General features: G+C 65.5%; 11 protein-coding genes. 4 read left to right on the plus strand and 7 right to left on the minus strand.

What is annotated here, in order from left to right:
* Positions 1-8: 8 nt before the first annotated feature.
* On the plus strand, positions 9-839 hold the full coding sequence (gene phnE, locus U5760_RS10025) for a phosphonate ABC transporter, permease protein PhnE (RefSeq protein ID WP_415914080.1): 831 nt from the start codon (positions 9-11) through the stop codon (positions 837-839).
* 23 nt (positions 840-862) lie between these two features.
* Here the strand turns inward: phnE and U5760_RS10030 are convergent, their stop codons facing one another.
* Entirely contained in the window at positions 863-1498 is a 636-nt protein-coding gene (locus tag U5760_RS10030) for a LysE/ArgO family amino acid transporter (protein ID WP_322011430.1), read from the minus strand.
* Positions 1499-1660: 162 nt separating this feature from the next.
* On the opposite strand from U5760_RS10030, the gene U5760_RS10035 reads away from it, so the two are divergent.
* Positions 1661-2497: a DMT family transporter gene (locus U5760_RS10035; protein WP_322011432.1), complete on the plus strand. Its 837-nt coding sequence runs from the start codon at positions 1661-1663 to the stop codon at positions 2495-2497.
* 10 nt (positions 2498-2507) lie between these two features.
* Here the strand turns inward: U5760_RS10035 and U5760_RS10040 are convergent, their stop codons facing one another.
* The gene (locus U5760_RS10040; RefSeq protein ID WP_322011433.1) at positions 2508-4145 is read right to left on the minus strand and encodes a PLP-dependent aminotransferase family protein; all 1638 of its coding nucleotides are present in this window, start codon (positions 4143-4145) and stop codon (positions 2508-2510) included.
* 171 nt (positions 4146-4316) lie between these two features.
* Here U5760_RS10040 and U5760_RS10045 point away from each other — a divergent pair, with 171 nt between their 5' ends.
* A complete protein-coding gene (locus U5760_RS10045; RefSeq protein ID WP_322011436.1) occupies positions 4317-5600 on the plus strand; it encodes a 4-aminobutyrate--2-oxoglutarate transaminase in 1284 nt (427 codons plus the stop codon).
* Between the two features lie 147 nt (positions 5601-5747).
* Positions 5748-7199, plus strand: a complete 1452-nt coding sequence (gene gabD, locus U5760_RS10050) for an NADP-dependent succinate-semialdehyde dehydrogenase (protein WP_322011437.1) — start codon at positions 5748-5750, stop codon at positions 7197-7199.
* A 127-nt stretch (positions 7200-7326) separates the two neighbouring features.
* On the opposite strand, the gene U5760_RS10055 is transcribed toward gabD, so the two are convergent.
* From U5760_RS10055 to cyoB, 5 genes are all read right to left on the minus strand, one after another.
* Positions 7327-7908 carry a hypothetical protein gene (locus U5760_RS10055; protein ID WP_322011732.1) on the minus strand — a complete coding sequence of 194 codons (582 nt, stop codon included), beginning with the start codon at positions 7906-7908 and terminating at the stop codon, positions 7327-7329.
* Between the two features lie 279 nt (positions 7909-8187).
* Positions 8188-9390 carry a 3-oxoadipyl-CoA thiolase gene (gene pcaF, locus U5760_RS10060; protein ID WP_322011439.1) on the minus strand — a complete coding sequence of 401 codons (1203 nt, stop codon included), beginning with the start codon at positions 9388-9390 and terminating at the stop codon, positions 8188-8190.
* A gap of 100 nt (positions 9391-9490) precedes the next feature.
* The gene (cyoD, locus tag U5760_RS10065; protein ID WP_322011441.1) at positions 9491-9823 is read right to left on the minus strand and encodes a cytochrome o ubiquinol oxidase subunit IV; all 333 of its coding nucleotides are present in this window, start codon (positions 9821-9823) and stop codon (positions 9491-9493) included.
* The gene (cyoC, locus tag U5760_RS10070; protein WP_322011444.1) at positions 9824-10435 is read right to left on the minus strand and encodes a cytochrome o ubiquinol oxidase subunit III; all 612 of its coding nucleotides are present in this window, start codon (positions 10433-10435) and stop codon (positions 9824-9826) included.
* Positions 10435-12444 (minus strand): cytochrome o ubiquinol oxidase subunit I, encoded by a 2010-nt coding sequence (gene cyoB / locus U5760_RS10075; RefSeq protein WP_322011446.1) that lies wholly within the window; start codon positions 12442-12444, stop codon positions 10435-10437. Before cyoB ends, cyoC begins: the two co-directional genes overlap by 1 nt.
* Positions 12445-12453 lie beyond the last annotated feature (9 nt).

Genomic DNA, 12453 nt, shown 5'->3' on the forward strand with positions numbered 1-12453 from the left:
AGGACAGCATGCAAGACGGCACGCAGGACGGCGCGCACGCGGGCAGCGTAGCGCGCGCGCCGGGCACCCCGGCTGCGCCGCCCCCGAAGCGCAGCTGGTTTTCGCTCGCGGGCTGGGCAGTGGTGTTCGTGCTGCTCGGCGTGGGCTGGCACGGTGCCGACATGCGCCCGCTCGACCTGTTCGCCGACTCGGCGAACATGGGCGAATTCGCGCGCGGCTTCTTCCCGCCCGACTTCACCGAATGGCGCACCTATATGCACGAGATGTGGGTGACGCTCGCGGTGGCGCTGTGGGGCACGGCGCTCGCGCTCGTCTGCGCGGTGCCGTTCGGACTCCTGTCGGCGCACAATCTCGCGCCCGCCTGGATCCGCCATCCGGTGCGGCGCCTGATGGACGCCTGTCGCGCGATCAACGAAATGGTCTTCGCGATGCTGTTCATCGTCGCGGTGGGTCTCGGGCCGTTCGCAGGCGTGCTCGCCTTGTGGGTCCATACGACCGGCGTGCTCGCGAAGCTCTTCGCGGAAGCCGTCGAGGCGATCGATCCGCGCCCGGCCGAAGGGGTGCGCGCGACGGGCGCGACGCCGCTCGACGAGATCATCTACGGCGTGTTGCCGCAAGTGATGCCGCTGTGGATCTCGTATGCGCTCTACCGCTTCGAATCGAACGTGCGCTCGGCGATGGTGGTGGGCATGGTGGGTGCGGGCGGCATCGGCGTCGTGCTGTACGAGGAAATTCGTTCGTTCGACTATGGACCCACCTGTGCCGTGATGATCATGGTGATCGTCGTGGTCACGGTGATCGACCTGATCTCGGCCTGGCTGCGCGAACGCGTGATCTGAGGCAGTCAATCGCGAACCGCGTCTTAGCGTTGCCCGAGCGCGAGGTGGGCGGCCATGCCGAACATCATGAGCGCAACGAAGGCGTCGAGCACACGCCACGCCGCGGGCCGTGTGAACAGCGCGCGAAACGAGCGCGAGCCGTACGTGAGGCAGAGAAACCACACGAAGGAAGCCGCAACCGCACCCAGCGCGAAAGGTGCGCGTGTCGGCGCGGCCCGGGCGGCAACAATAGCGCCGATCACGAGTACGGTATCGATCCAGGCGCTGGGATTGAGCAGCGACACCGCCGCGGTGGCAAAGAGCGTGCGCCCGAACGGCGCGCCACGCAGCGTCGCAAGCGACGGCATGCTGCGCTCACCGGCCACGGCTGCACGCAGCGCGAGCACACCATGGCCCGCGAGCCACGCCACGCCGCACCAGAGCGACACCGTCACGACAGCCGGATGACGCGCCAGCACCGCGGCGAACCCGCCCGCGCCCAGCGCGATCAGCAGGGCGTCGCTCCCGGCGCAGACGGCGGCAATCAGAAAGAGATAGCGGCTCGTGAGCGAGCGCTTGATGACAAAGGCGTCTTTGGGACCGACCGAGGCGAAGAGACCTGCGCCCAGCAGCAGGCCTTCGATGAACGACGGGAAATCCAGCGTCGAGGCGTCTAACATGTGGCATGCCGACAACCTCTCAAGCTGGACCGGACCGTGTGGAGTCGGCTCCGACTATACGACGATTTCAACCCCCAAATCAATGGGGGCTTTCGCACACCCTCGCCGCGCGCCGCGTTCGCTGGAATAATCACCTCTTTGCACGCGCAACCGTTTTCCCGGATGGCTACTTTCGTCGTTCTGCTGGTCCTGCTCTCGGCGCTCCTGCACGCGAGCTGGAACGCCTTTTTGCATCTCTCGGGCGACCGCCTCTGGCTGCTCGGCATGATGTCGATTCCCTACGCGGTCGTGGGCGCGATCGGCGTGATCGTGCTGCCCGCGCCCGCCCCCGCCAGCTGGCCGTATATCGCCGCCTCGGCGGTGCTGGAGTTCGCCTACTGCGTCACGCTCATCCGCGCCTATCGCAGCGGCGACTTCGGCCAGATCTATCCCATTGCGCGCGGCCTCTCCCCCATGCTCGTGTTCGTGGGCGCGCTGGTGTTCGCGCACGAAGCGCTCAAGCCGCTCGCCGCCGCGGGCGTCGCGTTCGTTTCGGTGGGCATCATGTCGCTCGCATTCCGGCGCGGCATGCGGTTTTCGGGCGAGAGCGTGCCCTACGCACTCCTTACCGGTCTTTTCATCGCCACCTATTCGGTCGTCGACGGCATCGGCGCGCGGCTCGCGGGCAATGGCCTCAGCTACATCATGTGGGTCTATCTGCTGTGGAACATCCCGCAGTTCCTGATGGTCTGGCGCCTGCGCGGCGGGGCTGCACAACTCTTCATGTCGAAGAGCGCGGCGTTCAAGGGCATGATGGCGGGCGTCGTGGCGCTCACGGCGTATTGCCTCGTGATCGAGGCGTTCCGCTATCTGCCGATTGCGATGGTTTCGGCGCTGCGCGAGCTCAGTTCGATCTTCGCAGTACTGATCGGCTGGCTGTTCATGAAGGAAAAGCTCACGGCGCGCCGCGTGATTGCCTGCGCGCTGGTGACGTGTGGGGCCGTGCTGATCCGGCTTTGAGGACTGCGTCTCAGGCAAACAGCGGCAAGGTCGTATCGATCGCTTCGCCCAACGTATTGAACGCCGGCGCGATCTCCTCATCGGGCACGCACGCATAGCCGATCAGGAGCCCCGAAGCCGCTCGCGCGCGCTCCGCGTAGTAACCCGACAACGGCCGCACGACGATATTGCGCGCCAGCGCCGCCTCCGCCACCGCGCGGTCGTCGCAGCCTTCGGGAAGCTGCATCACCACGTGCAGGCCCGCATCGCCGCCCATCGCGGGCAGCGCATCGCCATAGCGGCTCGCGGCGGCGTCCAGCAGTGCCTGGCGCCGCTGACCATACAGACCGCGCATCTTGCGGATATGCGAAGTGAAATGGCCTTCCGCGATGAACTCGGCCAGCACGGCCTGCTGCAGCAACTGGCCTTCGCGATAGAGCTCGGCGCTCGCGGTGGCGAAGCTCTCGGCCAGCGCCTCGGGCGCGACCAGATAGCCCACGCGCAGCCCCGGAAACAACGTCTTGCCGAAGCTGCCCACGTAGATCACCTGCCCTGCCGTATCGAGCCCCTGCAGCGAAGCGAGCGGCCGGCTACCGTAGCGGAACTCGCTGTCGTAATCGTCTTCGATGATCCAGCATTGATGCTGGCGAGCGTATTCGAGCAGCATGCGCCGGCGCGCGAGGCTCATCACCATGCCGAGCGGGTATTGATGCGAAGGCGTGACGAGGATCAGCCTCGGCGGCACGGCGAAATCCTCCGCCGAGGGGTTGATGCCCTCGCTGTCCACCGCGATCGGGCGCGGATTCAGCCCCGAAACGTGCAGCACGCTGCGCAGGCCCCAGTAGCACGGGTCCTCGGTCCAGATCACGTCGCCGGAATCGGTCAGCAGGCGCACGGCCAGGTCGACCGACTGGTGAATGCCGGTCGTGATGATGATCTGCTCGGGCGAGCAGCGCACCGAGCGCGCGGTGCGCAGATAGTCGGCCAGCACGTGACGCAGCAGCGCGAGGCCGCCGCCCGGCGCGTAGGTGAGCAGGTCGGGGCGCAGGCTGCGCCAGTATTTGTTGGTGAGGCGCGTCCAGACCCGCGAGGGAAAACGCGAGACGTCCGGCACGCCGGGCATGAACGCGCCGCCCTGGCACTTCGAGACGCCCGCGCCCGCGATCAACCGGGCGCCGCGAGCGGAGAGCGCCCGCGCCGCTTCGCGCGAGGCATGGGTGCCGCCGCCCCCGGCCGGTTGCGCGGCGAAAGACGCTGCGATGCCCTTGGCAGGCGAAGCAGCGGCGGCCGTGGGAAGACTGGCGGCCAAAACTCCGCCAGCGCTAGACCGCCCGATGCGCGCGCCCATCCCGCGATCCGACCCCATGGAGCCAATTTCATTGGCCCCGACGATCTCGTCGGGCGACGTATCGGCCACATAGGTGCCGCGCCCGGTCGCCGACGTCACATAGCCCTCCAGCACCAGCTGCTCATACACCTGGGTGACCGTATTGCGGGCGATGCCCAGCTCCGCCGCGAGGAGCCGCGACGACGGCACGCGCGCCCCCGCCGGCAGTTCGCGCGACAGGATGGCCTGCTGCAGCAGCCGGTGAAGCTGCCGGTACACCGGCTGGCCGCTCCCACGGTCGAGCCGCTGGGCCAGCCAGTCGGACAGGACACTCGCTCGCATGGAAATTGGCTCCTAACAATTTTATTGAATGGCTCTGAAATTTAGAGCCAAACGTGAGTATAGTCGCTCCATCGGCCGCCTGCTGTCCTGTCCTGCTGCACTGGCCTGTGGCCCCGAAAGGGCCCGAAACCCACCACCGATACCCAGAAACGTCTGTGAAGGAGATGAACCGTGAAGAACGCTGAACTTGTGAGCCGCAAGGACGCCGCCACCCCCCGTGGCGTGGGCGTCATGTGCAACTTCTACGCCGAGCGCGCCGAAAACGCCGAGCTCTGGGACGTGGAAGGCCGCCGCTTCATCGACTTCGCAGCCGGCATCGCCGTGTGCAACACGGGCCATCGTCACCCGAAGATCGTCGCGGCCATCAAGGCTCAGCTCGACCGCTTCACGCACACGGCCTACCAGATCGTGCCGTACGAGTCGTACGTCTCGCTCGCCGAAAAGGTCGCGAAGCGCGCGCCGGGCAACTTCGCGAAGAAAGCCGCCTTCTTCACGACGGGCGCCGAAGCCGTTGAAAACGCCGTGAAGATCGCCCGCGCCGCCACCGGCCGCGCAGGCGTGATCGCCTTCGCGGGCGGCTTCCACGGCCGCACGATGATGGGCATGGCGCTCACCGGCAAGGTCGCCCCGTACAAGCTGAACTTCGGCCCGTTCCCGGCCGACGTCTATCACGCCCCGTACCCGAATTCGGTCCACGGCATCACGACGGCCGACTCGCTGAAGGCCATCGAAATGCTGTTCAAGGCCGACATCGATCCGAAGCGCGTCGCCGCGATCATCTTCGAACCGGTTCAGGGCGAAGGCGGTTTCTATCAGGCACCCGCCGACTTCGTGCGCGGCCTGCGCCAGATCTGCGACACGCACGGCATCCTGCTGATCGCCGACGAAGTGCAGACGGGCTTCGCCCGCACCGGCAAGCTGTTCGCGATGGAACACTACGACGTCACGCCGGACCTCATGACGATCGCCAAGAGCCTCGCGGGCGGCATGCCGCTGTCGGGCGTGGTCGGCCGCGCCGAAGTCATGGATGCGGCAGCGCCCGGCGGCCTCGGCGGCACCTATGCGGGCAATCCGCTCGCCGTCGCGTCGGCGCATGCTGTCATCGAGATCATCGAAGAAGAGAAGCTGTGCGAGCGCGCGACGAAGCTGGGCGACAAGCTCAAGGCCCGGCTCGACGCGATGAAGGCCGACGTGCCGCAGATCGCCGACGTGCGCGGCCCGGGCGCGATGAACGCCGTCGAATTCTGCAAGCCGGGCACGAACGAGCCGGACGCCGACTTCACGAAGCGCGTGCAGACGGCGGCGCTCGAACGCGGCCTGCTGCTGCTCGTGTGCGGCGTGTACTCGAACGTCGTGCGCTTCCTGTTCCCGCTGACCATTCAGGACAACGTGTTCGACGAAGCGCTCGCGATCCTCGAAGAGTCGCTCAAGGAAGCGGTGGGCGTGCCCGCCTGAAACACGCGAGCTGAAGATAACCCGCAATGAAATGAAACGGACGGCACACCGGCGCGCGCCGCTGTGCCGTCCGCCGTTTTGAGCCCTGCGCACATCGTTCGCAGGACTGACTGATCCAACGAATCGCAAGCTGTCGGGAGTTCAACCATGAACCTGAAAGACGCATCGCTGCTGCAAACCCAGGCCTTCCTCGCCGGCGAATGGCAAGGAGCCGAAGACGGCGCCACGTTCGACGTGACGAACCCTGCCACCGGTGCCCTGATCGGCACGGTGCCGAAGATGGGCGCAGCCGAAACGCGCCGCGCCATCGCCGCCGCCAATGCCGCGTGGCCCGCCTGGCGTGCGAAGACCGCGAAGGAACGCGCCGCGATCCTGCGCAAGTGGCACGACCTGATGCTCGAAAACGCGGACGACCTCGCGCTCATCCTCACGACCGAGCAGGGCAAGCCGCTTGCCGAAGCGAAGGGCGAAATCGGCTACGCCGCCTCGTTCCTCGAGTGGTTCGCCGAAGAAGGCAAGCGCATCTACGGCGACACGATCCCCACGGTCGCGAACGATCGCCGCCTCGTCGTCACGAAGGAACCGGTGGGCGTATGCGCCGCCATCACGCCCTGGAATTTCCCGGCCGCGATGATCACGCGCAAGGTCGGTCCCGCGCTCGCGGCAGGTTGCCCGATCGTCGTGAAACCGGCCGAAGCCACGCCGTTCTCGGCGCTGGCAATGGCCGTGCTCGCGCAGCGCGCGGGCGTGCCCGCCGGCGTGTTCAGCGTCGTGACCGGCGACCCGAAGGCCATCGGCGGCGAGCTGACCAGCAACGCCACCGTGCGCAAGCTCTCGTTCACGGGCTCGACGCCGGTGGGCCGCCTGCTCATGGGCCAGTGCGCGCCGACCGTCAAGAAGGTCTCGCTCGAACTCGGCGGCAACGCGCCGTTCATCGTGTTCGACGACGCCGACCTCGACGCAGCCGTGGCGGGCGCCGTTGCCTCGAAGTATCGCAACAGCGGCCAGACCTGCGTCTGCACGAACCGCTTCTACGTGCACGACAAGGTGTACGACGCGTTCGCGGCCAAGCTGCGCGATGCCGTCGAGCAGCTCAAGGTGGGCCTCGGCACCGAGCCGGGTGTGACGCAGGGTCCGCTCATCAACGAAGCAGCCGTGCTGAAGGTGGAATCGCACATCGAGGACGCGCTCGCGAAGGGCGCGCAGGTCACGACGGGCGGCAAGCGCCATGCGCTCGGCCACGGCTTCTTCGAACCGACCATTCTCACGGGCGTGACGCCCGCCATGAAGGTCGCGCGCGACGAAACCTTCGGCCCGCTCGCGCCGCTGTTCCGCTTCTCGTCGGACGAGGAAGTGATCAAGCTCGCGAACGATACCGAGTTCGGCCTTGCTGCTTACTTCTACAGCCGCGATATCGGCCGCGTGTGGCGTGTGGCCGAAGCGCTCGAATACGGCATGGTGGGCATCAACACCGGCCTGATCTCGAACGAAGTGGCACCGTTCGGCGGCGTGAAGCAGTCGGGCCTCGGCCGCGAAGGCTCGCACTATGGCGTGGACGACTACGTTGTCGTCAAGTACATGTGCATGGGCGGCCTGTAAAAGCGCAGCGGGCGCCTCGCCAGACTCCCGGCCCATTTTGAAACGACGACGCCGGCGCGAGAGCGGATTCACTGCTCTCGCGCCGGCGTCGTCGTTTTACGGCCTGGCCCGATTCAGCGACTTGACTTTACTGCGCAGCGCCTGCCGGCGTCACCTGCGTGGCGTAGGCCGATACGAACACGGCATGGATCGAGTCGCCCACCTTGACGTCCTTGAGATCGAAGTTCGGCGGAACGTCGAGCGTCACGGTGCGATAGACGCCGCGCAGCGTCACCTGATGCTTCTTGCGGTCGATCCGCTGGACCGTCGCCACCACCTCCACCTGGCGAGCGGCGTCATAGCCCGACGACGCCGGAACGTAGACGCTCGTATCGACGCGCTGGCGAATTCCCTTGTCCTTGCCCGTCACCTTGTCGGCCGCGACGAGGAGTGCGTTCTTGTAGAGCACATCGACGGTGTCGCCAACGTTCAGTTGATCGAAATTTCCGACCTGCGGCCCGATCGCAATGTCGACTTCGTTGCCGGCGGCACCGCGCAGCGTCACCACGCGCTCCTCGCGGTCGATACCGATGATCTGTGCCTTGACCTGCACCGGCTGGGCATTGGCGACCACGGCTTGCGCGGCGCTCGCCAGCGCAGTCTGCGCCACAGCGGGCTGCATGGCCGCAATGCCGAACACGAATGCTGCACCCAAGGTTGCTGCCTTCATCATCCTCGCTCTCCTCGTCACGGTGGGTTGGAACAAAGTGCGGACGATTCTACGCGCGCCTCCGGAAAAGCAGGACGATGGAGGGCCGGCCGACACTTCGCTTATCCGCGATGGATCAAACGACGTGAACCTTCACACTGAATGCCAAAGAATCCGGAATAAAGCTTCGCATTGTTTTGATTCCCGAAACGCTAGTCACTCTGTGCAAGCCGAAAACAAAAACGCCGCGGATCCTGCGATCCGCGGCGTTTCCCGGCAGTGTGTTGCGTCGTTCTACGTCTAGATGCGCTCGATTGCCAAAGCAATACCCTGACCCACGCCGATGCACATCGTGCACAACGCATAGCGGCCCTGCGTGCGCTGGAGTTGATACATCGCGGTCGTCACGAGACGCGCGCCGCTCATGCCGAGCGGATGGCCGAGCGCGATCGCGCCGCCGTTGGGGTTCACGCGGGGATCGTCGTCGGCCACGCCCAGCGTACGCAGCACGGCCAGCCCCTGCGAAGCGAATGCCTCGTTCAGTTCGATCACGTCGAACTGGTCGATGGTCATGTTCAGGCGTGCGAGCAGCTTTTGCGTGGCCGGCGCCGGACCAATGCCCATCACGCGCGGCGCGACGCCCGCCGTCGCGATGCCCAGCACGCGCGCACGCGGCGTCAAGCCGAAGCGCTTCGCGTTCGCTTCGTCGGCCAGCAGCAGCGCGCAGGCGCCGTCGTTGACGCCCGAGGCGTTACCCGCCGTCACCGAGCCGTCCGGACGCACCACGCCCTTGAGCCTGGCGAGCGCTTCAAGGCTCGTCTCGCGCGGATGCTCGTCGCGCGACACCACCACCGGATCGCCCTTCTTCTGCGCGATGGTCACCGGCACGATTTCCTGCGCGAGCGTGCCGTCGGCCTGGGCGCGTGCGGCCTTCTGCTGGCTGCGCAGCGCAAAGGCATCCTGGTCGGCGCGGCTCACGTTGTAGTCCACCGCGACGTTCTCGCCCGTCTCCGGCATCGAATCGACGCCGTATTGCTGCTTCATGAGCGGGTTCACGAAGCGCCAGCCGATCGTCGTGTCGTAGATCGCGGCGTCGCGCGAGAAGGCGCTCGCGGCCTTGCCCATGACGAACGGCGCGCGGCTCATGCTTTCCACGCCGCCCGCCAGCATCAGCCCCGCTTCGCCCGACTTGATGGCGCGCGCGGCAATGCCCACGGCGTCCATGCCCGAACCGCACAGGCGGTTGACGGTGGAGCCCGGCACCGCTTGCGGCAAGCCCGCGAGCAGCAGCGACATGCGCGCCACATTGCGGTTGTCTTCGCCGGCCTGATTGGCGCATCCGTAGATCACGTCGTCGATCGCCGACCAGTCCACTTCCTTGTTGCGCTCCATCAGCGCCCTCAACGGCACGGCGCCGAGATCGTCGGCACGCACCGACGAGAGCGCGCCCGCATAGCGGCCAATGGGGGTACGAATCGCGTCGCAGAGAAAAGCTTCCTTCATGTCCCAGCCTCCTTTTTGTTCGATATATGAACTCATGATCGTTTATCGAACATTTCCTGCGCATAATAGGCGGCTCGCGCGAGGGGTGTCAAGCGCGTGCTCAACGCGACATCATGTTCATGCTGACGTTGTGCATCACCCAGATCGTGCCGAAGATGAGGAAGGCGACTGCCAGCACCGTATAGGCCAGCGATGCCACGTTCCACCCCTGCCCCGCCGAGGTATTCAGGTGCAGGAAAAACACCAGATGCACGACCACCTGCACGAAGGCCAGCACCGCGAGCACCGCCATCGCGGTACCCGGCTCGAACGCGCCATGCAACACGATGCCGAAAGCACCGGCGGTGAGGATCACGGAAAGAATGAAGCCCGCGGCATAGCTACTGAAAGTGCCGTGACCGCCGCCCTGGGCATCCGGATGAGAATGAGCCATTTAGAGCACGCTCCCGAGATAGACAAAGGTAAACACGCAGATCCACACGACGTCGAGGAAGTGCCAGAAAAGGCTCAGGCAAGTGAGCCCGCGAATTTCCTTCTCGCCCAGTTGCGGCTTGCGGATCACGTGAATCATCATCACGGCCATCCAGACGAGGCCGAAGAACACGTGCAAACCGTGCGTGGCAACGAGCGTGAAGAACGACGACAGGAACGCGCTGCGCTGCGGGCCCGCGCCTTCTGCGATGAGGTGCGAGAACTCGCGCAGCTCGAAGACGAGGAAGATCGCGCCCAGCACGAACGTGAGCGCAAGCCAGCCGAGCGTGCTGCCCCGCTTGCGCTGGTTCGCGCCGAGCATCGCGAAACCGTAGGTGATGCTGGAGAGCAGCAGCACCGCGGTTTCGATCGCCACGCCCGGAATATCGAAGAGGTCCCGGCCCGTGGGGCCGCCCGCGAACTGGTGCCCCAGCACGCCGAACGTGGCGAAGAGCGACGCGAACAAGACACAGTCGGTCATCAGGTACACCCAGAAGCCGAAGACCGAGTTCGACGGCGGGTGATCGTGGTGCTCGAAGTCGGCGAGGTTCGCCGTATGGGTTTTCTGCAACATCAGTAAGCCTCCTCGGCAATCAGATCGCGATCATTCACGGGGGCGGCCGCGCCATGGCGGCGCTCCTCGATCTCGCGGACCCGGGCAGCCGGAATGTAGTAGCCGTCGTTGTCGCCGAAGCTGCGGATTGCGATCGTCAGCACGATCGCCACGAATGCCGCCAAGGCAAGCCAGGTGATGTGCCATACGCCCGCAAAGCCCAGCACGAGGCTGAACACGCCCACGAAAAAGCCCTCGGAAGTATTCGACGGCATGTGGATATCGCTGTACCGGTCGGCGAGGCCGAGCCCCTGGCCGGTTTCCTTCATGTGCGTGAAGGCGTCGATGTCGCTCACCTGCGGCAGCACCGCGAAGTTGTAGACGGGCGGCGGCGACGACGTGGCCCATTCGAGCGTGCGGCCATCCCACGGATCGCCTGTCACGTCGCGGCATTCGGCTTTGTTGCGGTTCACGAACGCCATCACCCACTGCAGCACCTGGAACACCACGCCGAGCGCGATGATGGCCACGCCGATCGCGGCCACGATCAGCCACGGCTGCCATTCGGCCGTGTAGTAGTGATTGGTCCGCCGCGTCATGCCCATGAAGCCCAGCACGTAGATGGGCACGAAGGCCACGTAGAAGCCCAGGAACCAGCACCAGAACGAAGCCTTGCCGAGCGTCTCGTTCGGCTTGATGCCGAACACCTTCGGGAACCAGTAGTGCACGCCCGCGAGGTAGCCGAACACCACGCCGCCGATGATCGCGTTGTGGAAGTGCGCGACGAGGAAGAGCGAGTTGTGCAGCACGAAGTCCGCGCCCGGAATCGCCATCATCACGCCGGTCATGCCGCCGATCGAGAACGTCACCATGAAGCCGATCGTCCAGAGCACGGGCGCCGTGAAGTGAATGCGGCCGCGATACATCGTGAACAGCCAGTTGAAGATCTTCACCCCTGTGGGGATCGCGATGACCATGGTCATGATGCCGAAGAACGCATTGACGTCGGCGCCCGAGCCCATCGTGAAGAAGTGGTGCGCCCACACGAGGAACGCGAGGATCATGATCACGCACGAGGCATACACCATCGTCTTGTAGCCGAACAGCGGCTTCTTCGAGAACGTGGCCATGACCTCCGAATAGATGCCGAACGCGGGCAGCACGAGGATGTAGACCTCGGGGTGGCCCCACGCCCAGATCAGGTTCAGATACAGCATAGGGTTGCCGCCGCCGTCGTTCGTGAAGAAGTGCGTGCCGACGTAGCGGTCGAGGCCCAGCAGCGCGAGCGAGATCGTGAGGATCGGGAACGTGGCCATGATGAGCACGTTCGAGCAGAGCGCCGTCCACGTGAACACCGGCATCTTCATGAGGCTCATGCCCGGCGCGCGCATCTTGACGATCGTGACGAAGAAGTTCACGCCGGTGATGAGCGTGCCCACCCCCGAAAGCTGCAGCGACCAGATGTAGTAGTCCACGCCCACGCCCGGGCTGAATTGCAGCTCGGAAAGCGGCGGATAGGCAAGCCAGCCCACCTGCGCGAACTCGCCGATCACGAGCGACAGGTTGATCAGGATCGCGCTGATCGCCGTCATCCAGAACGAGAGCGAGTTGAGGAACGGAAAGGCCACGTCGCGCGCGCCGATCTGCAGCGGCACCACGAGGTTGAAGAGGCCGACCATGAGCGCCATCGCCATGAAGAAGATCATGATGACGCCGTGCGCCGTGAAGATCTGGTCGTAGTGATGCGGCGGCAGGTAGCCCGGCGAATCGAACGCAATCGCCTGCTGGATGCGCATCATCACCGCATCGGCGAAGCCGCGCACGAGCATGAGCACGGCCACGACGATGTACATCACGCCAATGCGTTTGTGATCGACGCTCGTGAGCCACTCGCTCCAGATGTAGCGCCACTTGCCAGTCACGGTCACGAGACCGAGCACCGCGACCACGATCAGCGCCATGAACGCCGCGGCGCCCATGATGATCGGCTGATCGAATGGAATCGCGCCTGATGTGAGATTTCCGAACATGACTCTTAG

Origin of the sequence: Paraburkholderia sp. J12 (assembly GCF_905220215.1) — a bacterium.
Taxonomy (GTDB): Bacteria; Pseudomonadota; Gammaproteobacteria; order Burkholderiales; family Burkholderiaceae; genus Paraburkholderia.